The organism is Micromonospora sp. CA-259024 (assembly GCF_050936255.1).
Classification (GTDB): domain Bacteria; phylum Actinomycetota; class Actinomycetes; order Mycobacteriales; family Micromonosporaceae; genus Micromonospora.
Genome location: NZ_JBNJND010000001.1, coordinates 3415577 through 3438757, shown reverse-complemented (window position 1 = coordinate 3438757; position 23181 = coordinate 3415577). Strand labels below are relative to the sequence as shown.

Sequence of the window (23181 nt, the reverse complement as noted above, 5' to 3'; positions counted from 1 at the left end):
CGCCCGTGGCCAACGTCGACAGCATCGCCGTAGCGCCCGCCGGTTCGGATCCGACGTCGCCGTCCAAGCAGTCACCACGGCCCGCCGACCGTCGCGCCATGGTCCGGATACGCACGTTGGTGGCCGTCGCCCCGGCGGTGCTCACCGATGGTGCCGTGATCGCGTTCGCGCTCTTCACCGTGCTCTACCACGCGGCCTTCCTGGGGGATCTGCGTCCGTCGGTGACCTTCCGGATCTGGCTGATCGCCTGCGTCGTGCTCGCGGCCGTGGCTCTGCTTCGCGCCCGTCGCCGCTTCGCCGGCACTCCCGCCGACAGTGAGCGGGCAGCGCCTGTCGAACCGGCCGGCCCGCAACCCGCGGTCGACCGCCGACTGCTGATCGGGGTGCTGGTCGCCGCCGCCGCGGCTGCCGTCACCGCGGGCGTGGCCGGGACCGGGGCCGGCATCTCCTGGTGGATCCCGGCGGTGGCCGGCCTGCTCGCGGCGATCGGCGGGATCCTGCTGATGCGCCGGGTCTGGCTGAACGGCCCGGTGTCCACCCCAGCCGCCCCGGCGCCCACCACGGTCCAGTCAGCGTACGCGCTGGCCGTCTCGGTGCTGGTCGGAATCTCCTCGTTCTTCATGGCCCGTAACACCCCGGACGACGTCTACTACGTCGGCAAGTCGGTCTGGATCGCCGAGCGTGACCTGGTTCCGCTCAACGACTTCCTGTTCTCCGAGAACGTGCTCCCGGCCATGGGCTCGCAGCCGCCGATCCCGTCGATCGAGGTCTTCGACGGCGCGTTCGCCAACGTCGTCGGCATCCACGCCAGCTCGGCCCTCTGGTACGTGCTGCTGCCGATCATGGCGGTGCTTGCGGCGCTGGCGCTCTGGCGGCTGACGCACCGGTGGGCCCCGCGCCGTCCGATGCTCGCCTTCACCGTGGCCGTCGCGTACCTGTACCTCGTTGCCGGCGGGGACGCCGCACTGGGCACCTTCCACCTCCCCCGGCTTCATGAGGGCAAGGGCATGTTCGTCTCGGCGGTCATCCCGCTGATGTGGCTCTACCTGACCGAGTGGTTCGACAGCCGATCGCGGCGCAGCCTGGTGCTCATCGTGGCGCTCTCGATCACGGCGATCGGCCTCACCAACACCGCGGCGATCATTCTGCCGATGCTGGTCGGCGCCGCAGGCTTCGCCATGCTGCTGGTCGGCCGATGGAAAGCCGCCATCGTCGCCGCCGTCGCCGCCCTCGCGTACCCGATCGGCTCGCTGGTGGTCTCCCGCTTGCTGCTCGGCGGAATGACCGCCGCTGGCGCGGACGACGCCTTTTTCGACGCGGCGTACACCTACCGGCGGACCCTGCTGATCGGCGTGGTCGGGGTGATCAGCGGTCTGGCGCTGTGGTGCGGCCCGCTCCTCGCCCGTCGGCGCACGCCCGCCCTGCTCGCCGCCGGTGCCACCCTGGCGTTGAGCGTGATGTTCGTGCCCGGCGTGCTGGAGATGATGAGCGCGTTGAGCGGCATTTCGGTGGTGCTCTGGCGCGTGCCGTGGCTGCTCGCCCTACCGACGCTGATCGGTCTGCTCTGTACCGTGCGTGTGCCGGCACCGACACCGGCGCTGCGCCGTGCGGCCGCCGGCGGGATCGCGGTGCTGCTGGTGGCCTCGTTCGCTCTGTTCGCCACCCCGATGTGGTCGTCGAAGAGTTGGGTCGACGTGCACGACCGCCCCACCTGGAAGCTGCCGCAGCAGCGTCAGGCGATCGCGTTCTGGATCAAGGGGCTGGACCGCCCGCAGGGCATGCTGCTCGCTCCGAAGACGATCATGCGGACCTCGCCGATCATCACCAGCGAGATCCGGGTCGTCCTGCCCCGCGACTTCTACCTCGTCGAGTACGACCTCAACTCCCAGTTCGCCAAGGACCGGCTGCTGCTCGCCGGCTTCGCCGACGGCACGACGACCCCGGCCCCGGCCGAGTTGACACCGGCGCTGGACCGCCTGGACGTGGGCACCATCTGCGTCTACAACGGCAACCAGTACGCACGCGACACCGCGCCGCAGCTCGGCTACCAGGAGTTCGCCAAGCGCCGGGCGCCCGGTGCGATGACCTGCTTCCGGCGGGTCGCCTGAGCGCGTTCCCGGCATAGCCGGACCCCGGGCGCAGCCGCGCCCGCAGAGGTGCGGAACTTTGACCGAAATGGTGCCCGATACCCGAGCGACACCGAGGTGTCCCCTCGCGTTAAGGTCGCAGTCACGCGCAGCCGGCTGCGGTTGACCGCTGCGCGACGGGGAGTGACGTCGATTCATCACGGGCACAGCCCACAACGAAATCTCGTAGGGAGCGAACTCGTTTGTTCGGCACGTTGACAGGACGTCTCGGAGTGGCCGCCCACAGTGCGCTGCTGGTGCTGGCCTACCTGGTCATGCTCGTCGGTGGCGTTTTCGGCTGGGTCGGTCTGTTCGCCGTCGCAGGGCTGGCCGCCATCATCGGCGACTTCGCCGTCGCCCGCCGGTCACCACCCTCGCAGCTGCTGTTGGAAAAGGTGGGCCTGCACTGGTCGTACCGGCAGTTGACCCGGGACCTCGCGGCCGTGCTGCTCGTCGCCGCCGAGGTGCGGCTCAACGGCGGCGAGCTGACCCTGCTGCTGGTGCTGCCGGCCGCGGTGTGGGTCATCTCGGTCTTCGCCGGAGCGCTCTCCACCATGATCGAGCGTCGTAACCCGCTCTCCGCCATGGTGCGCAACATCGAGCTGGGCCCGCTGCGTTCGGCCCCCCAGCCGCCGGCGTGGGCGGCGGCCGTCGCCGGTGACCGGATGCCGCTGCTCAACCTGCTGCTGGTGCCGGCCGCCGTGGCCGCCGCGGTGCAGCACGACCCGACACCGTTCTTCGTCGCCGCCGCGGTGGCGGTCGTGGCGACCGGTGCGTTGGGCGCCATCATCGCGCTCACCTGGCTCCGGGGCCGGGGTCAGGGCACGGGGCAGGGGGCGCTGCTGCCCGCCGTCCAGCGTTGGCTGGACACCTACCGGCCCGAGGTGGCGCTCTACTTCGCGGGCCCGGCCAAGGACGTCTACCAGGCGAACATGTGGCTCGCGCCGACGGAGGCGCTCCAGCAGCGCGCCGTGGTGTTGATGCGTAGCCGGGAGGCGTTCCTGGAGCTGGCCGACACCCGGCTGCCGGTGATCTGCGTACCGGCCGGGGTCGACTTCATGAACCTCGAACTCGGCAGCATCCGCGCTGCGCTCTACGCCGCGAACGTCGGCGCGAACATCCACATGCTCCGCGAGCCGAGCACGAAGCACATCTTCGTCGGGCACGGCGACAGCGACAAGCAGGCCAGCGTCAACCCGTACAGCAAGGTGTACGACGAGGTCTGGGTCGCCGGCCTGGCCGGCCGGGAGCGCTACGCCCGGGCCGGTGTGGGGGTGCTCGACTCGGACATCGTCGAGATCGGCCGGCCGCAGCTCGCCGGGGTGCACACCTTCGGCGCCGAGTCGGTCGACCGGCCGTTCACCGTGCTCTACGCCCCGACCTGGGAGGGTTGGCTCGACGACGACCCGTACCACACCTCACTGGTGCTGATGGGTGAGCGGATCGTCAAGGGGCTGCTGGCCACGAATCCCCGGCTGCGCCTGATCTACAAGCCGCACCCGCTCACCGGGTCGCGGTCCAAGGCGGCCAGGGCCGTGCACGAGCGGATCGTGGCGGCCGTCCGCGCCGCCGGCGGCAACCCGGACGCGTCCTCCCTGGACGGCACCGCGCACCTGGTGGTCACCGGGCGTACGCCCGCCCTGTTCGACTGCTTCAACCAGACCGACCTGCTGATCAGCGACGTGTCCAGTGTGGTCTCCGACTTCGTGCAGAGCCAGCGGCCGTACGTGGTGGCCAACCCGGCCGGCCTGCCGGAGGACGACTTCCGCCGTGAGTACCCGACGGCGCGGGCCGCGTACCTGCTCTCCAGGGACTGCGGCGAGCTGGAGAAGATCGTGACGGTGACCCGGGCCGGCGACGACCCCATGACCGAGGCCCGCCGGGAGCTGAAGACCTACCTGCTCGGCCCTGCCGAGGCGAACCCGATGGACCGGTTCCAGGAGGAGATCGGCCGCCTCTGCCGCTGATCCTCGCGTACACCGTTCCGCGCCCGGCCCGACACGTCTCGGGTCGGGCGCGAACGTGTCAGCCCAGGAGGGCGGCCACCGCGTCGGCGGCCGGAGTGTCCGCCGGCAACGCCTGCGCCGCCACCACGGCCGTGACCGGCAGCGGGCCGTACAGGTGCGGGAAGAGGTGCCCGCCCCGTGACGGCTCCCAGCGCAGCGTGTCGCCCAGCCGCTCCTCCTCCACGCTGAGCAGAATCAACCCGGTCGCCCCGGCGAAGTGCCGGCGCGCGGTCTCCACGACCTGCTCGCCGCCGGAGAGGTGGATGAAACCGTCCTGCCGGTCCACGGCGGAGCCGGTGAAGGCGCCGGCGGCGAGGGCGTCGTCCCATTCCGTGGTCGACAGCAGTTTGTAGATCACAGCGGCAGCCTACGGGGGCACGCCCGACGTGCTCGCCCGGTTTTCGCCGGTACCGCCGCGCCCGTCGCCCCCCGCCGGGCATGCTCAGGTCAAGGGCCGCGGAGGGATGGGCGATGCAGAGCTACGACGACGACTGGACCGACAGCCAGCGCGCGCTGTACGACGAGTGCTACCGGGCTGGCGGCGAGTGGGCCGAGGATCCGGACACCCCGTCCGATGACGTCCAGCACGTGATCAACCTGGCCGAGGCGGACGATGACGCCTTCCAGGACGCCGAGATCGACTACCCGCCCCTGGTCGACGCGGTCACCCAGGCCAGCGGGGTCAACGTCACGAGCGTGCCCGCCAGCCACGACGACCCGGGTTTCCGCGGCTTCACCGACGGTGTCCGGGACGCCACCGCCGACGACGTCTTCGGCCTCTAGCCGACTGCGGGCAGGCGGGCCTCACCCCGCGCGCCGGCTTCTGCCACCATTCGCAGGACGACGCTGCGACGGACGGGGGCACGGGTGCGGATCCTGCTGGTGGAGGACGACCGCCGGGTGGCCGCTGCGCTCTCCTCCGCCCTCACCCGCCGCGGGTACGAGGTCGAGCACGCCGCCACCGTCGCCGCCGCGCTCTCCGCCGCGCCGTGCGACCTGGTGCTGCTCGACCTGACCCTGCCCGACGGGGACGGCACCGACCTGTGCCGGGAGCTGCGCCGGCGCAGCAGCCAGCTCGGCATCATCGCGGTGACCGCGCGGGGCGAGGAACGCGATCGGGTGCAGGGCCTGCGACTCGGCGCGGACGACTACGTCGTCAAGCCGTTCTCCATGGTCGAGTTGCAGGCCCGGATCGAGGCGGTGCTGCGCCGGGCCGCGAACGCCGCACCGGAGCGGCACCTCATCGAGGCCGGGTCGGTGCGCATCGACGTGGCCGCGCGGACGGTGACCGTGGACGGCCGTGCGGTCGCGTTGACCCGCAAGGAGTTCGACGTGCTGCTCTCGCTGGCCCGCCAGCCCGGTGTGGCGGTGCCCCGCGATCGCATCCTGCTCGACGCCTGGGGCACCACGTGGGCCGACCGGCACACGGTCGAGGTGCACGTCGGCTCGCTGCGCGGCAAGCTCGGCGACGCCCGCCTGGTGGAGACCGTACGCGGTGTCGGCTACCGGCTGCGCGAGGCGTGAGGGGCTGACGTGCGCCGTCGACTGGTGATCAGCTACCTGCTGCTGATGGTGCTCGTCCTCATCGCCTTGGAGACCCCGCTGGCGGTCACCATGGCCAGTCGCGAAACCGAACGGGTCCGCGCCGACCGGCTCGCCGACGCCACCCGGTTTGCCTCGCTGGCCGGGCCGGCGTTACGCGACGGCGGGCCGGGCCCGATCGAGTCCGAGCTGAGCAGCTACGACAACCTGTACGCGATCGGCGCCGCGGTCGTCGACCGGGACCGGAGCACCCCGGTCGCCTCGCCGCGCTGGCAGCCCGGCCCCGGGACCGCGGCGGCGGTGGACATCGCGCTGTCCGGGCAGCAGACCAGCGCCCCCGAGTCGGTGTGGCCCTGGACGACGGGCCCGGTGGTGGTGGCGGTGCCGATCAACGACGGTGGTGAGGTGCTCGGCGCGGTGGTGATCGTGACCCCTGCCGACCCGATCCGCCGGGCGGTCATCGCGTGGTGGCTGCTGCTCGCCCTGGCTGGTCTGCTCGCCGTGCTGGCCTGCGTGCTGACGGCGTTCGGGTTGGCCGGTTGGGTACTGCGCCCGGTCACCGAGCTGGACGCGGTCACCCACGAGATCGCCGAGGGCGACCGGGGAGCCCGGGTGCAGCACCGCCTGGGCCCGCCGGAGCTACGCCGGCTCGCGGCCAGCTTCAACCACATGGCCGACGTGGTCTCCGACGTGATGGACCGGCAGCGTGCCTTCGTCGCGCACGCCAGCCACCAACTGCGCAATCCGCTCACCGCGCTGCGGCTGCGGGTCGAGGAGTTGGGCCCCAGCCTCAGCGACCCGGACGGCCGATCCGAGCACCGGCTGGCACTGGAGGAGACCGACCGGCTGGCGTTGGTGCTCGACGCGCTGCTGACCCTCGCCCGGGCCGAACGGGAGGAGAACGAGCGGGTCACCGTGGACGCCGCGGCGGTGGCCGCGTCCCGGGTGGCCGCGTGGGCGCCGCTGGCCCGGCACCGTTCGGTCGCCCTGCGGCTGTCCGCGACCGACGCGCCGGCGTACGCCCAGACTGTGCCGACCGCCGTCGACCAGGCGTTGGACGCGCTGATCGACAACGCGGTGAAGTTCAGCGGGGCCGGCGGGGCGGTGACGGTGACGGTGGCCCGCCGGGACGACGGGGTGGCCCTGGAGGTGCGCGACTCCGGCCCGGGCATGACCGAGAGTCAGCTCGGCCAGGCGACCGAGCGGTTCTGGCGGGCACCGGACGCGCAGAACGTGGACGGCGCGGGGCTCGGCCTGACCATCGCCGCCGTGCTGGCGGACGCGTCCGACGGGCGGCTCACCATGCGCCCGGGGGAGTCACGCGGGCTGGTCGCCGCCCTGTGGTTCCCGGCGCCCGAGCCCGACCCGGCACTGGAGCCCGTGGACGACGAGGTGCCCGCCGGCCTACGGCCCACCCCGGCCCGGTGAAGTCCGGCGGTCAGGGTTTGGCCGCGCGGTACCAGGCGGCGGCCCCGGGGTGCAGCGACAGCGGCGCGGTGACGATCGCCGAGCGGGGGCTCATCCGGCCCGCCGCCGGATGCGCGGCGGCCAACTCGGCCCGGCGTTCCATCAGCAGTCGGGTCACCTCACGGACCAGCGGCTCCGGCAGGTCGGCCCGGACGATCAGGTAGTTCGGGTCGGCCACCGTGGTCACCGCGTCCACCCCGTACACCGAGCGGGGGATGTCCCGGGAGACGTAGACCTGGCCGTAGCGGGAACGCAGTGGCTCCGTCCATTCGCTGAGGTCCACGATCCGGGTGGCGCTGCGCCAGGCCAGCTCCTTGATGCCCTGCACCGGCAACCCGCCGGAGAAGAAGAACGCGTCGATCCGCCCGGATCGGAGCGCGGCCACCGAGTCGTCCAGCCCGAGCCGCTCCTGGCGCACCTCGTCGCCGCCCAGACGGGCCACCTCCAGCAGACGGGTCGCGGTGATCTCGGTGCCCGACCCGGGTGCGCCCACGGAGACTCGCCGGCCCCGCAGGTCGGCGACCGTGCGGATCGCACCGCCGCCCGTGGTCACCAGGTGCAACTGGTCGTCGTACACCCGGGCGATCGCATCGACCGAAGGGTTGCCCCCGGCGGTGGGCAGCACGTCGGCCTGGGTGAAGCCCAGCTCGGCCCCGCCGGAGCCGACCAGCTGAACGTTCTCCGCCGAGGCGGCGGTGACCACCACGCTGGCCCGCACCTCGGGCATTTCCCGGTTGAGGATGGCCGCCAGGGACTGCCCGAACGCGTAGTAGACGGCGGTGGGGCTGCCGGTGGCGATCCGGATCGATGTCGGCTCGGTCGGGGCGTCCTGGCAACCGGCGACCGTCAGGGTCGCGGTCAGCAGCACCGTCAACAGGGCAGCCGTCCCCGCGCGGCGGCGGCCAGGCCGGCTGGACGAGGTACGACTCACGCGGTGCACTGTGCGCCGTCGGACCCGTGCGCGCAAGCCCGTTGCGCCGGTGTGCCGGGCGGGCGGGGCCGAGCGGCGATCAGCAGGCCGGACGACCTGCCGCCGCCACGACCCCGCCGTGAGCCGAGGGCACGGCCGCGCCGCGCGTCGGCGCCGCCCCGCGCGCCGGTTCCAGGGCCGCGCTGCTCAGGATCCGCGCACGGTCCGGGCCGTCGGCCACGCTGACCAGGAAGCAGCCGGTGCCCGGGCGGAGCCAGGCCGGCACGTCCAGCACGGCCGCGCCCCGAACCAGCACCGCGGCCAGCTCCCGGTCGGTGAGCCGCACGCCGAGGATGTGCCGGCGGACGTGCCGCCCGGCGGCCAGCAGCGCCGAACGCCAGGCCGCTGCCGAGAGTCGGGTCACCAACCGCCGGCGCGCCGGCGAGGCGCCGGGCAGGGGCCCGCCGAGCAGCTCACGCCGCCCCTGCCACCAGCCCGCGTCCAAGATCCGGGTGTACGCGCCCCGGTGCTCCCGGGGGACCCACAGCCGGTGCAACTCGAAGCGCCGGCGCAGGCCGCCGACGGCCACCTCGTGGGTGACCGGGATGTCCAGTCGGGCGAGCAACTGCCGCATCCGCTGCGCGGCGTCCTCCCGGTTGAACTCCACCCCCGGTGCGGACGCCGGAAGCGCGGCGCTCGGCCGGGCGGCGGTCGGCGGCGGCGTACAGCGCAGCAGGCAGGCGGCCTCGAACGCGTCGCCCAGCGTCAGCCAGTCCAGCGGGGGTGGCGGTGCCGGGGAGCGGGGCCGGTCGAGCAGGGCGGGTTCGCGGGTCAACGGAGGCTCCCTTGTCGGAGTCTGGGTTCCCCTACCGTGGCCCCTGCGTCGCCGTTACGGAACCGGTCCCGCCCAGCCTTGAGCAAATCTTGCGGCTGCCCCGCCACTACAGGTCGGTGACCACCAGATCCACCTGCCGTACCCGGCCGGGCGCGGTGGGCTGCTCCACGACGGTGTGCTTCAACTCCCGCAGCGCGCCGACCAGCTCCGCGGCGGTGCGCGGTCGGGTACCGGCGACGAGCAGGTCACGGACCAGCCGCCCCTTGGTGGCCTTGTTGAAGTGGCTGACCACCGAGCGGACCGGCACGCCGTCGACCTCGCGCTCGTGCAGCACCCGCACGGTGACGGTCCGTTCGGCCAGCTCCCCGCGCGGTGTCCAGGTGGCCGCGTACGCGCCGGAGCGCAGGTCCAGCACCGGGCCCCGGCCGGCGGCGGCGTCCAACGCCGGTGCCAGCTCGTTGCGCCAGTACGCCGACAGCGCCCCGACGCCCGGCAGGCGCGCGCCGATCGGGCAGCGGTACGGGGGGATCCGGTCGGCCAGTCGGACCGCGCCCCACAGCCCGGAGCTGATCAGGATCGACCGTCGGGCCGCCCGCTGCGCGGCAGCCGGCAGTGAGGCCAACTCCAGCGCCTCGTAGAGCACCCCGGTGTAGAGCCGCTCGGCCGGCGCGGTGGCCGCCTCCCGCAGCCGGGCGTTGCGACGCAGCTCCCCGCGCTGGCCCTCGCTGAGGCCGAGCGCCGCCCGCGCCGTCGCCTCGTCCGGCCCGGCGCTCAGCGCCACCAGGGCGTCCAGCACCCGCTCGCGGGCCGGGTTCAGCTCGGGCAGCGAGAGCCGGTCCGGGGCCCAGCGCCGCCCGGTGCCGGCGTCGGCCTTTCCCTCCGAGGGCGGCAGCAGGATGAGCATCGGGTCTCCTCGACGGGCGGGACGGCGGCGCCCCACGCGCCGGCCCGGCCAGCGTACGACCCGCCGTTACCGCCAGGGCCGCACCGGGGTGTCGGGGTGGTACACGCGATAGCCGCCGACCTCCCGTACCGGTGCGGCGTCGGCCCGGTCGGCGAGCAGTCTGCGCAGTCGCCGATCCATCGGCGAGTCGATCTCCACCACGTAGCCCGGCCGCTCGGCCCGGCCGACCTGCCGCCAGTACGGCCGGTAGCGGTTCTGCCCGGGGGACAGGGTGCCGTCGAGTACGCCGCAGACCACCTGCTCGTCCGTGTTGAAGATCAACCGGTTGCAGGTCCAGTAGTCCCCGTACACCTCGTGGGGGCCGTTGGCGCGCAGCGCGGCGGCCAACTCCCGGGCGTGGCGTTCCTCGGTCCGCGACGCGGCGGTGCCGCTCGTCGCGAACAGCACGGTGATCACCAGCATGGTCGCGGTCAGCGCGGCCAGCACGGCGGTGGACAGCGCCCCGGTGAGCCGGCCGAGCACACTGACCGTGCCCCGCCAGCCGGTCACCGCCGCCACCCACAGCGGCCAGAGCACCGCCGGCAGCGACAGTTGCAGCACCGACAGGTAACGGGCGTTGTCCAGGGGGCTGGTCGCGGCGAGCGGGCTGCGCACGTACGACAGCAGGGTCAACGCGGCACCGGCGACCAGCGCGAGCTGGACCACCGGGGCGACCCGCTCCCCGCGCGACCCTGCGGTCGCATGGCGGTACGCGAGCGCCGCGAGCGCCGCGCCGGCCACCAGCAGCACCGGATACAGCACGCCGAACCACTGTTGCCAGCGGCCGCAGCCGTCGACCGGGCAGAGCCCGTGCGCCAGCGGCACCCCCTCCAGCAGGCCGCCCCGGATCCGTTCGGACCACGGGGGCAGTGGCCCGGCCTTGGTGCTGACCTCCTGGAACACCGACAGTGAGTCCGCACCGGGCGGCGCCCGCAGGTTGTCGTAGATCATCGGCGCCACCCCGACGACGACCCCCGCCACCAGCAGCAGGCCGGACCAGCCGAACAGTTCCCGCCGCACCGCCCACACCAGAGCCAGCCCGGCCACCGCCAGGTACGGCAGGATCAGCCAGTCCGACCAGACGGCCAACCCGACGAGCAGGCCGAACAGGGCGACGGCGAGCCGTCGGCGGCGAACCGTGCCGGCGGCCAGCCCCACGGTGATCAGCAGCATCAGCAGCACCGCCGGCTTCACCTCGGGTCGGCCACCGACGACGGTGAGTTGGTCGCGCACCACCCGCTCGCCTCCGAGCGCGAGCAGGCCGACGACGAAGGCGGCGAACCAGGGTGTGCAGAGCCGGCGGGTCAGCCGGTGGATCAGATACAGGAAGACCGCGTACAGCGCGAGCATCGGCAGCCGCAGCACCGGCCAGCTCGGCCCGGCCACCGCCACCAGGGGAGCGGCCAGGTACGACTCCAGCATCCCCATGTAGTGCTGGCCGTAGAGGAAGACCGGGCGTTCCCGGCCCTGCCCGATGTGCAGCGCGGCGAGGCCGAAGGTGGCCTCGTCGCTGTTCGACACCGGCACCGTGTACAGCGTCAGGACCAGCCGGTAGACGACGCCGGCCAGCCCGAACAGCAGCGCGACGAACGCCGGCCGGTCGAGTCGCGGGCGCCATCGCCCACGGTGCTGCTCTGGATGCGACACGACCAACGCCCCCGTCGTCGTCCCGACCGGAGTGTTTCACGGACGGCGGGCGGGCCGGGGAGGTTCGGCGCAGCCGGGGCCGGCTCGCGTGGCCGTGGCTGTCGACGTGTGGCAGGGTTGGCGCGTGCCACCCACTCCCGCCGGCCAACTGGCCGTTCCGAACCTGCACCGGGCTGCGCGGATCGAGGACGCCGTGCACCAGCTCGTCCAGCGCCGGCTGCGGCGCACCGGCTGGCGGGTCAACATCGTCGCGTACACCGGCTATGGCGCCCCGGGCTGGGTGCGGGTGATGTGCCGGGTGCTGCTGGGTCGTCCGGACACCCGCCAGCGGGGTCGGCTGGACAAGGTCCGCGGCTGGCGCAGCTTCACCACCCTGCCCAACAAGCACGTCACCGTGACCATCGAGGCCGGTGGGGTACGCCACGAGACGCAGGCCGACCGCAGTGGCTTCGTCGACACGCTGGTCGAGGCCGACCTGCCACCCGGTTGGGGTTCGGTGCGGCTCAGCGTCCCGGACGCCGAGCCGGTCGACGCGCCGGTGCGCATCCTCGACCCGGACGTCAAGTTCGGCATCCTCTCCGACATCGACGACACGGTGATGGTCACCGCGTTGCCCCGCCCGCTGCTCGCCGCGTGGAACACGTTCGTGCTCGACGAGCACGCCCGAGCCGCCGTGCCCGGCATGGCGGTGCTCTACGAGCGGCTGGTCACCGCGCACCCCGGCGCACCGGTCTTCTACCTCTCCACCGGCGCCTGGAACGTGGCCCCCACGCTGACCCGCTTCCTGTCCCGACACCTCTACCCGGCCGGGCCGCTGCTGCTCACCGACTGGGGCCCGACCGCCGACCGCTGGTTCCGCAGCGGCATGGAGCACAAGCGGAGCACCCTGGCCCGGCTGGCCAAGGAGTTCCCCGAGGTGCGCTGGCTGCTGGTCGGCGACGACGGTCAGCACGACCAGGAGATCTACCGGGAGTTCGCCGCGGCCCATCCGGAGAACGTCGCCGGGGTGGCGATCCGCCGGCTCTCCCCGACGCAGTCGGTGCTGGCCGGTAGCCTGCCCGCCCCGGCCGGCCGCCCGTCGTCGGGGCCGGTGGGGCAGAAGTGGCTGTCCGCCCCGGACGGCGCCGGCCTGTGGCAACTCCTGCGCGACGCGGGCCTGGTCTGACGCCGTCCCGACGGGCGGCTGAGGTTGCCGTGCTGCGTTTCGGTCCCATCCGACCCGCCTCCAGCGGGAGGTGGGGAGCGACGGTGGATGACGAGCACGCAGGGCCTCAGGTGGCGCGTTGAACGACGGGGACGTGGACCAGACCGCGCGCCTGCAGGGCGAGCAGATCGCCGCATACGAGCGGGGAGGGCGTTCTGGGGCGTCTGACGCATCAGTTCGCGGTCGTGGTTGCCCCCCGCGGCAGGAGGCGGCGACGTACGACGGTGACCACAGGTGCCGCGCACGATGTGTTGGTTGACGCGTCCGGTGAAGTTTTTGCGCAGTGGTTAGGACAGTGTTGCGAGCAGGTCGCCGACGGACTGGGCGTCCGGATGCTGTATGTCGGTCAGCAGTGCGCGCGCCGCGCCCCAGGTGTCCCGGGCAGCGACCCGGTCTCCCGCGCTGACCTGCACCCGGCCGAGCCGCACCAGCGTCTGCGCCTGCTGGTAGCGGTCGCCGACCTGTTCGCGCAGCTCGGCCGCGCGCCGGTATGCGGCCACCGCCGGCTCGGGCTGGGCGAGCGCCTGCCGGACCGAGCCGAGGGTGTCCCACGCTGCCGCCACGCCCCGCTGGTTGCCCGCCTTGTCGAGTATGGTGATCGCCTGCTCGACGATGGGCAGCGCCGAGACGTGCTCGCCGAGCAGCATGCGGCACGAAGCGACCAAGTTCAGCGCCAGGCCCTCGCCGCTGGCGTCGCCCGCTGCCTGATACAGCCCGAGCGCCAGCTCGGCGTGGCGCAGCGCCAGGTCGAGCCGGCCCTGCTGGGCATGCCCGAACGCCAGCGTCCGCTGCGCGATCGCCTGTCCCACGAGGTCGCCGACCTGCTCGAACAGCGTGAGGGCCTCGACGAGGTGCGGGAACGCCTCGTCACCGACACCGGTGATGAGGGCGGCCAGGCCGAGGCCACGGTGTGCCTGGGCCAGCGCGTACGGATCATCGAGCCGCCGGGCGGCCCGCACCGCAGTGCGCAGCACCGCTGTCCAGTCGGCCCAGTGTCCCCACCGCTCCAGGAACTGCTCCAGTGTCCAGGCCAGCCGCCAGGCCGCGGCATCGATGCCGGCGCTGACCGCGGCGTCAACGGCGGCAAGTAGCGCCGGCCGTTCCGCCGTGAACCACGCGACGGCGGTGGCGTCGTTCGGGAACTGCCGCACCATCACCTCGGGCGCCGCTACGGGTAGGTTGATGGTTGGCCGGGTTGGGCTGATTCGCCGGTCGGCGCCGTACGCCGAGTGCAGGTAGTGGTCGAAAAGCCGGCCGAGTGCCGCCTGGCGGTCCGCCTCCGCCATGGTGGCGGACAGCTCGGCGGCGTAGGCGCGCAGCAGGTCGTGGAAGCCGTACCTGCCGGGCAGCGGCTCGGTGACCAGGTGTGCCCCGGTGAGCTCGGCCAGCAGCGGCCGGACCTGCTCGACCGGCGCGCCGGCCAGGCTGGCGACCGCCTCGACCGCGGCCGACGTGCTCGGGTGCAGGGCCAGTAGTCGGAACAGCCGTGCCGCCGCGAAACTGAGCGCCGCGTACGACCAGGAGAACACCGCCCGCGCGTCCACGGCGACCTCGGGGCCGGTGAACGCCGTGAGGCCACCGGCGCGGTACAGCTCGTCGGCGATCGCGGCGAGCGGGAATGCCCGGTTGGTGGCGGCGCGGGCGGCGACGATGGCCAACGCCAGTGGCAGCCGGGCGCACCGCTCGATGATGTCGTCGACGGCCGTGGGTTCGGCGGCGACTCGGACGGTGCCGATCCGCCGGGCCAGCACCTCGCGGGCGTCGTCATGATCGGGCAGGTCGAGCGGGATCGGATGGCCGCCGTGGGTGGCGACCAGGCCGGGGAGCTGGTTCCGGCTGGTGACGATCACCAGGCTGCCCGCCGATCCCGGCAGCAACGGCCGCACCGTCCCGGTGTCGCGCGCGTTGTCCAGCAGTACCAGCACCCGTTTTCCCGCAAGCAGACTGCGGTAGAGGGCGGCCTGCGCGTCCACCCCGTCGGGGACCTGGCTGGGCGGCACGCCGAGGGCGTCCAGAAATCCGCGTAACGCCTCCTCGGCGGGGGTGGCGCCGGTCGGGTCGAAGCCGCGCAGGTTGACGTAGAGCTGGCCGTCCGGCCACCGGGCGGCGAGCAGGTGCGCGCAGTGCACCGCCAACGTGGTCTTGCCGATGCCCGCCATTCCGGTGATGACGCTGATCCGCGGCGATGTGGCGTCCTCGGCCGACGCCAGCCCGTCGACCAGTTCGGCGACCTCGTCGCGGCGGCCGGTGAAGACCGCGAGGTCCGCCGGGAGTTGCGCCGGCACTGCAGGCGACGGGCTTTCCGCTGGGATGGTCGGGGTCGGCATGGCCCCTTTCTGCGCCGGGGCCGTTGAGCCGGTCAGCGCGGTCTTGCCGGCTTCGTATGGTTCATCGGTCCGCGGCATCGGAGCGGGCTGGCTGCGGCGGCGGCCGGCCCGGGCAGCGGAGGTGAGTGCCGAATGGTGCTCGGAGTCGAGATCTAGTGCGTCGGCGATCGCCTGGACGGTGCGGGCCTGGGGGCCCTGGCTGACGCCGCGTTCCATGTCGCTGATTGCCCGGTGGCTGACCCCGGAGCGCTCGGCGAGCTGCTCGAGCGTCAGGTCGGCGGCGAGCCGTAGCGTCCGTAGCAGCGGCCCGAAGGCCACCTCGTTCGACATTGGGCCCCTCCGGCTGCAGTGTTGCAGGGCATTCTTGCATGTCGGAGGCGGTGGGCCACTACTCCCGCGACCGGAGCCGCGGGTTGCCGTACGGCTACTTCTGCATGTCTTCTGCGTGTCTTCCTCGTGGTGGCGTGCCTGCCGGACGGGTTGACTCAGGACAACGGCGCGGACGCCGGGCGCGGACCCGGGCAGGCCGGGCCGGCAACATCCCTCTTACCAACAGGAGCACAACCGTGCCTTACGTGAAGGTCGGCCGGGAAAACAGCGGCGACATCGAGATCTACTACGAGGACCACGGTAGCGGCCGACCGGTCGTGCTGATCCACGGTTACCCGCTCAACGGTGCTTCCTGGGAGAAGCAGACCCGGGAACTACTCGCCGCCGGCTATCGTGTGATCACCTATGACCGGCGCGGCTTCGGCAAGTCGAGCCAGCCGACGACCGGGTACGACTACGACACCTTCACCGCCGACCTGAACCACCTGCTGGAGCAGCTGGACCTGCGCGACACCACTCTGGTCGGGTTCTCCATGGGCAGCGGTGAAGTGACCCGCTACCTGGGCACCTACGGCTCCGAGCGGGTCCGCAAGGCGGTGCTGATGGGCGCCATTCCGCCGTTTCTGCTCAAGACCGAGGACAACCCCGACGGCGTCGACCGGCAGGTGTTCGAGGACATCAAGGCCGCGGTGCTCGCGGACCGGCCGGCGTACTTCAGGAACTTCCTCGACAACTTCTACAACGTCGACGTGCTCGGCGGGACCCGGATCAGCGACGAGGCGTGGCAGAACAGCTTCGTCGTCGCCCTCGGCGCGTCCACGTACGCGGCGCACGCGTGCGTCGATACCTGGTTGACGGACTTCCGCGGCGACCTGGGCAAGATCGACGTGCCGACGCTGCTGATCCACGGCGACGCCGACCGGATCCTGCCGATCGATGCCACTGCCAACAGGCTGCCCGGACTGATCTCCGACCTGCGCTACGAGATCATTCCCGACGGGCCGCACAACATCGCCTGGACGCACCCGGAGCTGGTGAACCGTCACCTCCTCGACTTCATCGCCGACTGATCGGCCGGAAGGACGAATCATGAACAAATCGATCGCACCGACCGTTGTGCTGGTCCACGGGGCGTTCGCCGACGCGTCCAGCTTCGCCGCCGTGATCCCCGAATTGCTCGCCGACGGGATTCCGGTGCTCGCGCCGGCCGTACCCAATCGCAGTCTGACCGGTGACGCGGCCTACGTCGCGTCCGTCGTCCGGCGGATCCCCGGCCCGGTGGTGCTCGTCGGGCACTCGTACGGCGGGGCGGTCATCACGGTCGCCGGCATCGAGGACAACGTGGTCGGCCTGGTCTACCTGGCCGGGTACGCCCTCGACGAGGGTGAGAGCCTCGGCGCGCTGCAGGGCCGGTTTCCCGACTCCGACCTCGCCTCCGCGCTCGTCTACTCGCCCTACCCCACGGCAGGCGGCGGGGAGGGCGTCGACGTCTCCGTCGACGTCGCGCGATTCCCCGCGATCTTCGCCCACGACATCGACCCGGACCTGGCCGCGGTCCTCGCCGTGACCCAACGGCCACTGGCCGCGGCAGCCTTCACCGAATCGGCGCCGGCGGCGGCCTGGAAGACCAGGCCGGCGTGGGGCGTCGTGGCCAGCGCGGACCGCACCATCAACCCCGACGTGGAGCGGTTCGGTTACCGCCGGGCGGGGATGATCACGACCGAGATGGACTCCTCCCACCTTGTCATGCTCTCGCGTCCGAAGGACGTCGTCGCGATGATCCGTGAGGCGATCCAGCACACCGCCGGTTGATACGTCCCCTACCGGGGACGCGGTCGGCTCAGCAACGGCGCTGGGCCGGCCCACACCGCCTCGTCTTACCCGGAACCGCTGCGACCGGCCGCGGCACGCTGAATCGAGAGTCGAGGCGCACACCACCTGGCACTACCGACGTGCGACACCGCGCCACCGTCGTCCTGGACGCCGCATGCCTGTGCCCTGCCCGACCAGCCGAGGAGAGCCGTGGACGTCACCGTCACCGATAACCCCGAGCGCAGGCGATACGAGGCCAACGCCGACGGCCAACTCGTCGCGATCGCCGAGTACGTCGCGACCGGCGATTCCCTCGTCTTCATCCACACCCAGAGCTGCGATGGATTCGAGAGCAGCGGCGCGGCGAGCGCGCTGATCCGCAGCGCGCTCGACGACGTACGGCGCAGGCACATGTCCGTGATCGCGATGTGCCCGTTCGTCAAACGATTCATCGAACAGAATCAACAGGAGTACGGCGACCTGGTCCACCGGTCCCGTAGCCGGTTCATCCACGACTGACGAGACCGGCTACTGAGCAGCTGCGTTCACCTACCTGCGTCCGACCAGCTCCACTCAATCGCGCCTGAGCCAGATGGCGCCCAGTGGGGGGACCTGGAGGGCGGCGGAGGCGACCATTCCGTGCCACGGCACGTCTTCGGCGTGCACCTCGCCCAGGTTGCCCACCCCGGAGCCGCCGTAGTGGTGCGCGTCGGTGTTGAGCACCTCGGTCCAGGTGCCGCCGGCCGGTAGGCCGATCCGGTAGTCGTGCAGCGGCAGCGCGGAGAAGTTCGCCACGCAGACGAGCGTCGAGCCGTCCGGGGCGATCCGGACGAACGAGACGCTGTTGTTGGCGACGTCGTCGCCGGCGATCCAGCGGAACCCGGCCGGGTCGGTGTCCTGTGCCCAGAGCGCCGGGGTGTCCCGGTAGACCCGGTTGAGGTCGCCGACGAGGCGCTGCACGCCGGCTCGGGCCGGGTCGTGCAGCAGGTACCAGTCGAGGCCGCGCTCCTCGCTCCACTCCCGGTCGTCGGCCAGCTCGGAGCCCATGAAGAGCAGTTGCTTGCCCGGGTGCGCCCACATGTACGCCAGCAGTGCCCGGACGTTCGCCAACCGTTGCCAGGTGTCGCCGGGCATCTTGCCGGCCAGCGAGCCCTTGCCGTGCACCACCTCGTCGTGGCTGATCGGCAGCACGTAGTTCTCGCTCCAGGCGTACGCCAGGGAGAAGGTGAGCTGGTGGTGGTGGTGCTGGCGGTAGATCGGGTCCTTCGAGGTGTAGAGCAGGGTGTCGTGCATCCAGCCCATGTTCCACTTGAACCCGAAGCCCAGCCCGCCGTCGGCGGTGGAACGGGTGACACCCGGCCAGGCGGTCGACTCCTCGGCGATCAGCACGACACCGGCGTGGTGCTTGTAGACGGTCGCGTTCACCTCCTGCATGAGCGCGATGGCCTCCAGGTTCTCCCGGCCGCCGTACTGGTTGGGAGCCCACTGCCCGTGCTCGCGGGAGTAGTCCAGGTAGAGCATCGAGGCGACGGCGTCCACCCGCAGCCCGTCCACGTGGAACTGGTCGCACCAGTAGAGCGCGTTGGCGACCAGGAAGTTGCGGACCTCGTTGCGGCCGAAGTCGAACACGTACGTGCCCCAGTCGGGGTGTTCGCCGCGTCGGGGGTCGGGGTGCTCGTAGAGCGGGGTGCCGTCGAAGCGCGCGAGGGCCCACTCGTCCTTCGGGAAGTGCGCGGGCACCCAGTCGAGGATCACGCCGACGCCTGCGCTGTGCAGCCGGTCCACCAGGTACCGGAAATCGTCCGGGTCGCCGAAGCGGGAGGTCGGCGCGTAGTAGCCGGTCACCTGGTAGCCCCAGGAGCCGCCGAACGGGTGCTCCATCACCGGCAGGAACTCGACGTGGGTGAAGCCCAGCTCGGTGACGTACGCGGTGAGCTGGTCGGCCAGCTCGCGGTAGCCCAGGCCGGGCCGCCACGAGCCGAGGTGCACCTCGTAGACGCTCATCGGCTCCTGGTGCGGCTGCCGCTCGGCCCGCCGGGCCAGCCAGTCCGCGTCGGACCACCGGTACGTCGAGTGGTGCACCACCGAGGCGGTGGCCGGCGGCACCTCGGCGTACGCGGCCAGGGGGTCGGCCTTGTCCCGCCACCGCCCGTCGGCGCCCAGCACCCGGTACTTGTAGCGGGCACCCACCCGGGCGTCGGGGACGAACAGTTCCCACACGCCGCTGGAGCCGAGCGACCGCATCGGCCAGCCGTCGTCGGGCGACCAGCCGGTGAAGTCGCCGATCACCCGCACCCCGCGGGCGTTGGGCGCCCAGACACTGAACGCCACACCGTCGTCGAGGACCCGGGCGCCGAGGGCCTCCCACAGCCGCTCGTGCCGCCCCTCGCCGATCAGGTGCAGGTCCAACTCGCCGAGCGTCGGCGGGTAGCGGTACGGGTCGTCGTGCGCCGCCCCGTCGACCTCCACCCGGTAGTCGAGCACGGTGCCCTCGACCTGAGCCTCGAAGACGCCCACGTCGTGCACCCGCTTCATCGGGTGCCGCTCATCGCCGACGAGCAGCACCACGTCCCCGGCGCCCCGCCGCATCGTGCGGATCGTCGTCGACCCGCCGGTCGGGTGCGCGCCGAGCAGCGCGTGCGGGTCGTGCGTGGCGCCGGTGATCAACTGGTCCATCGGGCGTCCTTCGGGGCGGGGGCGGTCGGCGCGGTACCGCCGGACAGGTCGGCGGGGACATCGGCGACGGTGAGCGTGGCCGGGACCGTCGCGGCGACCACCGATGCGGCGGGCGGGGTCGGCCGGCGGACGGTCAGCACGTGCGCCGGTTGCAGGTACGGGTCGAGCCGCACCGCGTTGCGCTGACCCCAGTCGTAGCTGGTGCCGGTCAGCTCGTCGTGCACGGTGAACCGTTCGTGCCAGTCGAAGCCGAGCGCCGGCATGTCCAGGGTGGTGTTGCCCCACTGCACGACGCGCGGGTCGAACGAGCAGATCACGATGACGGTGTTGCCGGTCTCCGGGTCGTGTTTCGACCAGCAGAGCAGTGCGGGGTTGTCGATCTCGTGGAACCGCAGGTTGCGGAGCTGGTGCAGCGCCGGGTTGTCGCGGCGTACCCGGTTGAGGGTGGCCAGGAACGGCGCCAGCGAGCGGCCCTGCGCCTCGGCGCCGGCCCAGTCCCTCGGCCGCAGCTCGTACTTCTCGTTGTCCAGGTACTCCTCGGCGCCCGGCCGGGCCACGTGCTCGAACAGCTCGTAGCCCGCGTACAGGCCCCAGGACGGGGAGAGCAGCGCGGCCAGCACCGCCCGGATCTTGAACATCGGCGGGCCGCCGTGCTGCAACGACTCGTGCAGGATGTCCGGCGTGTTCGGCCAGAAGTTCGGCCGCATGTAGTCGGCCGCCGCGAGCAGTTCCTCGCAGTACGTCCGCATCTCGGCGGCCGTCGTGCGCCAGGTGAAATAGGTGTACGACTGCGTGAAGCCGATCTTGCCGAGGCCGTGCATGATGGCCGGCCGGGTGAACGCCTCGGCCAGGAACAGCACGTCCGGGTCGACAGTCTTCACCTCGGCGATCAGCCAGTGCCAGAAGTCGAACGGCTTGGTGTGCGGGTTGTCCACCCGGAAGATCCGGATGCCCTCGCCGACCCAGTGCAGCACCACCCGCAGCACCTCGGCCCGGATGCCCTCGGGGTCGTTGTCGAAGTTGACCGGGTAGATGTCCTGGTACTTCTTCGGCGGGTTTTCCGCGTACGCGATGCTGCCGTCGGCCCGGGTGGTGAACCACTCCGGGTGCTCGGTGACCCAGGGGTGGTCCGGCGCGCACTGCAACGCCAGGTCCATCGCCACCTCCAGGCCCTGCGCCGCCGCCGCGTCGATGAAGGCCCGGAAGTCCGCCGGCGTACCCAGGTCGGGGTGGATGGCGTCGTGGCCGCCCTCGGCGGCGCCGATCGCCCACGGCGAGCCCACGTCGGTCGGCCCGGCGGTGAGCGCGTTGTTGCGGCCCTTGCGGTTGATCCGGCCGATCGGGTGGATCGGCGGCAGGTAGAGCACGTCGAAGCCCATCGCGGCCACACCGGGCAGCCGCTCGGTGGCGGTGGCGAAGGTGCCGGACCGACCGTCCGTCGCCCCTTCGGAGCGGGGGAAGAACTCGTACCAGGCCGAGTAGAGCGCCCGCTTGCGGTCAACCCAGAGGGAGTACGTCTCGCCGGCGGTGACCAACTCCCGCACCGGGTGCTCCCAGAGCAGGTCGGCCAGGGCCAGCGCCGGGTCGACCCGCTGCGGCAGGGACAGGTCGGTGTCGACCAGCGCGGTGAGCGCCGCAGCGACCCGGGCCCGGTCGGCGGTCGGAACGAGGTCCCGTGCGGCGGCGAGCACCCGCGCGCCCTCGGCCAGGTCGTTGGCCAGGTCCTCCGGCCCCTGCCCGGCGGCGACCTTCTTGGTCACCGCGTTCTGCCAGGTCAGATACGGGTCCTGAAACGCCTCGACGGAGAAGGTCCAGGAGCCGACGGCGTCCGGGCGGATGATGGCGTGCCAGCGGTCCTGGCCGGGCTCACCGGGGCGCATCCGGGTGAACGGCCGGGTCTGGCCGTCCGGGCCGGCCCACACCACGTTGCAGCCCAGCGCGTCGTGCCCCTCCCGGTAGGCGCGGGCCGACACCGGAACCGGCTCGTCGACCACCGCCTTTGCCGGGTACCGCCCGCACGAGACGACGGGGGAGACGTCTTCGATCGGGAACCGTCCAGTCACCCCGCCAACCTACTGCGCGAGATCCGTTCGCGCGCGGCCAAGCACGCCGGTCCATCCCGCACGTTGGGCCGCGCGCCAAGATCCACACGCCTTTCGGGAAACTGCTGCTTCCAGGCTGCGGGACACCGCAGTCTCACGGAAGTTGTGTGGATCTTCGCGGCGACATGCCCCGGGCAGGCCGGACGCTGCTCGCCGCGGAAGGCGCTGCTTTAGTCGCTGATCGATCACCACCAAAGACGAGAACAGGTGTACGGCACTTTCCGGTGCCGACGGTTGTCCGGCCGGAGCGGATCACCGCACCACCGTATGCGCCAAGGTGACGTAGCCTCCCGCCATGATCGAACGGGTGAAAGTCGTGGTTGTTGGTGTCGGTAACAACACGTCTGCATTGGTGCAGGGGATTGGTCTTTACCGCCAGAGTGGCAGTCTGGTCGGAATCCGCAGGCCGATGATCGACGGGCTCGGGGTGGGCGACATCGACATCGTGGCGGCCTTCGCCATGTCCGACGAGAAGGTCGGTCGGGACCTGACCGAGGCGATCTTCATGGCGCCCAACAATTTCCCTCGGCTGAACTGCGACCTGCCCAGAGCGGGTGTGCCCGTCACGAAGGGCCTTGTCGACGCGACCGAGGTGGAGCGGGTGGCGACGGCGCTGGCCGGGGCGGAGGTGCTGCTCTACTCGGCGCCCAGTGGCCGGCCAAAGACCGCCCAGGCGTACGCCGAGGCAGCTCACACAGCGGGTGTCGCCTTCATCAACACCACCTCCGACCCGGTCGCCCGCGATCCCCACTGGATGGATCGATTCGAAATGGCTGGTCTGCCGTTGATCGGCGATGACCTGGCCAGCCAATTCGGTACCTCGGTGCTACACAACGCGCTGCTGCGGCTACTGGAGGAGCGGGGCCTTACCCTGGTCAGCTCCTACCAGGTCAATCTGGGCGGCACCGAAGACTTCCGCAACCTCGTCGACAATCCCAACACCAAGAAGCAGTCCAAGCTCAACGCACTGTCGGCGGCTGACAAAGTCGAGGTGGCCCCGCTCGGGTACCTGCCGCATCTCCGATCGCAGAAGGTGGCTCACCTCAACATCGAGGCGAAGGGTTGGGGCGAGACTGCGGTGAGCCTCGACGTGAAACTGAAGGTGGATGACCCGAGTGGCGCTGCCGGGGTCAACATCGACCTCGTCCGCATCGCAGCCAGCGCGCTCCGGAACGGGCACGGTGGTCATCCTGCTCAGGCGACGTCGTTGCTCAAATCTCCACCGGGAACGGCGATCTGAGGCCGGTCCGGACC

At 71.9% G+C, this 23181-nt stretch carries 18 protein-coding genes; 10 read left to right on the top strand and 8 right to left on the bottom strand.

Translation table 11 applies throughout. The features are described 5' to 3' along the window. Positions 1 to 5: 5 nt before the first annotated feature. Together ACQEUX_RS14990 and ACQEUX_RS14985 are read left to right on the top strand one after the other, a co-directional pair. A complete protein-coding gene (locus tag ACQEUX_RS14990; protein ID WP_433047244.1) occupies positions 6 to 2108 on the top strand; it encodes a DUF6077 domain-containing protein in 2103 nt (700 codons plus the stop codon). A gap of 221 nt (positions 2109 to 2329) precedes the next feature. Further along, complete coding sequence (locus ACQEUX_RS14985; RefSeq protein WP_433047241.1) at positions 2330 to 4093, top strand: CDP-glycerol glycerophosphotransferase family protein; 1764 nt, start codon at positions 2330 to 2332, stop codon at positions 4091 to 4093. Between the two features lie 58 nt (positions 4094 to 4151). Here ACQEUX_RS14985 and ACQEUX_RS14980 read toward each other — a convergent pair whose 3' ends face one another. Beyond that, positions 4152 to 4490, bottom strand: a complete 339-nt coding sequence (locus ACQEUX_RS14980) for a DUF952 domain-containing protein (protein ID WP_433047238.1) — start codon at positions 4488 to 4490, stop codon at positions 4152 to 4154. A 113-nt stretch (positions 4491 to 4603) separates the two neighbouring features. On the opposite strand from ACQEUX_RS14980, the gene ACQEUX_RS14975 reads away from it, so the two are divergent. From ACQEUX_RS14975 to ACQEUX_RS14965, 3 genes are all read left to right on the top strand, one after another. Next, the gene (locus tag ACQEUX_RS14975) at positions 4604 to 4915 is read left to right on the top strand and encodes a hypothetical protein (protein ID WP_433047235.1); all 312 of its coding nucleotides are present in this window, start codon (positions 4604 to 4606) and stop codon (positions 4913 to 4915) included. Positions 4916 to 4999: 84 nt separating this feature from the next. Then, positions 5000 to 5656, top strand: coding sequence for a response regulator transcription factor (locus tag ACQEUX_RS14970; protein WP_433047232.1), 657 nt, complete (start codon positions 5000 to 5002; stop codon positions 5654 to 5656). A gap of 9 nt (positions 5657 to 5665) precedes the next feature. Next, positions 5666 to 7102, top strand: a complete 1437-nt coding sequence (locus ACQEUX_RS14965; protein WP_433047229.1) for an ATP-binding protein — start codon at positions 5666 to 5668, stop codon at positions 7100 to 7102. Between the two features lie 10 nt (positions 7103 to 7112). On the opposite strand, the gene ACQEUX_RS14960 is transcribed toward ACQEUX_RS14965, so the two are convergent. The 4 genes from ACQEUX_RS14960 to ACQEUX_RS14945 all read right to left on the bottom strand — a co-directional run bounded on the left by ACQEUX_RS14960 (position 7113) and on the right by ACQEUX_RS14945 (position 11476). After that, positions 7113 to 8072 (bottom strand): TAXI family TRAP transporter solute-binding subunit, encoded by a 960-nt coding sequence (locus ACQEUX_RS14960; RefSeq protein WP_433047226.1) that lies wholly within the window; start codon positions 8070 to 8072, stop codon positions 7113 to 7115. A gap of 79 nt (positions 8073 to 8151) precedes the next feature. After that, entirely contained in the window at positions 8152 to 8886 is a 735-nt protein-coding gene (locus ACQEUX_RS14955) for a hypothetical protein (RefSeq protein ID WP_433047223.1), read from the bottom strand. 106 nt (positions 8887 to 8992) lie between these two features. After that, on the bottom strand, positions 8993 to 9790 hold the full coding sequence (gene yaaA, locus ACQEUX_RS14950; protein ID WP_433047220.1) for a peroxide stress protein YaaA: 798 nt from the start codon (positions 9788 to 9790) through the stop codon (positions 8993 to 8995). A 66-nt stretch (positions 9791 to 9856) separates the two neighbouring features. Then, on the bottom strand, positions 9857 to 11476 hold the full coding sequence (locus tag ACQEUX_RS14945; protein ID WP_433047217.1) for an ArnT family glycosyltransferase: 1620 nt from the start codon (positions 11474 to 11476) through the stop codon (positions 9857 to 9859). Positions 11477 to 11600: 124 nt separating this feature from the next. Between ACQEUX_RS14945 and ACQEUX_RS14940 the strand changes: the two genes are divergently transcribed. Beyond that, positions 11601 to 12641, top strand: a complete 1041-nt coding sequence (locus ACQEUX_RS14940; RefSeq protein WP_433047214.1) for an App1 family protein — start codon at positions 11601 to 11603, stop codon at positions 12639 to 12641. Between the two features lie 326 nt (positions 12642 to 12967). Here the strand turns inward: ACQEUX_RS14940 and ACQEUX_RS14935 are convergent, their stop codons facing one another. After that, a complete protein-coding gene (locus tag ACQEUX_RS14935; protein WP_433047211.1) occupies positions 12968 to 15337 on the bottom strand; it encodes an ATP-binding protein in 2370 nt (789 codons plus the stop codon). 236 nt (positions 15338 to 15573) lie between these two features. Here ACQEUX_RS14935 and ACQEUX_RS14930 point away from each other — a divergent pair, with 236 nt between their 5' ends. The 3 genes from ACQEUX_RS14930 (at position 15574) to ACQEUX_RS14920 (ending at position 17668) form a co-directional block, all read left to right on the top strand. Further along, positions 15574 to 16407: an alpha/beta fold hydrolase gene (locus ACQEUX_RS14930; protein ID WP_433047208.1), complete on the top strand. Its 834-nt coding sequence runs from the start codon at positions 15574 to 15576 to the stop codon at positions 16405 to 16407. Positions 16408 to 16426: 19 nt separating this feature from the next. Then, complete coding sequence (locus tag ACQEUX_RS14925) at positions 16427 to 17149, top strand: alpha/beta hydrolase (protein ID WP_433047205.1); 723 nt, start codon at positions 16427 to 16429, stop codon at positions 17147 to 17149. A 210-nt stretch (positions 17150 to 17359) separates the two neighbouring features. Next, the gene (locus ACQEUX_RS14920) at positions 17360 to 17668 is read left to right on the top strand and encodes a GNAT family N-acetyltransferase (protein WP_433047202.1); all 309 of its coding nucleotides are present in this window, start codon (positions 17360 to 17362) and stop codon (positions 17666 to 17668) included. A 54-nt stretch (positions 17669 to 17722) separates the two neighbouring features. Here ACQEUX_RS14920 and glgB read toward each other — a convergent pair whose 3' ends face one another. Beyond that, positions 17723 to 19825 (bottom strand): 1,4-alpha-glucan branching protein GlgB, encoded by a 2103-nt coding sequence (gene glgB / locus ACQEUX_RS14915; protein WP_433047199.1) that lies wholly within the window; start codon positions 19823 to 19825, stop codon positions 17723 to 17725. Continuing rightward, the gene (locus tag ACQEUX_RS14910) at positions 19813 to 21888 is read right to left on the bottom strand and encodes a maltotransferase domain-containing protein (protein WP_433047196.1); all 2076 of its coding nucleotides are present in this window, start codon (positions 21886 to 21888) and stop codon (positions 19813 to 19815) included. Before ACQEUX_RS14910 ends, glgB begins: the two co-directional genes overlap by 13 nt. Before the next feature lie 334 nt (positions 21889 to 22222). On the opposite strand from ACQEUX_RS14910, the gene ACQEUX_RS14905 reads away from it, so the two are divergent. Further along, positions 22223 to 23167, top strand: coding sequence for an inositol-3-phosphate synthase (locus ACQEUX_RS14905; protein WP_433047194.1), 945 nt, complete (start codon positions 22223 to 22225; stop codon positions 23165 to 23167). Positions 23168 to 23181: the final 14 nt, after the last annotated feature.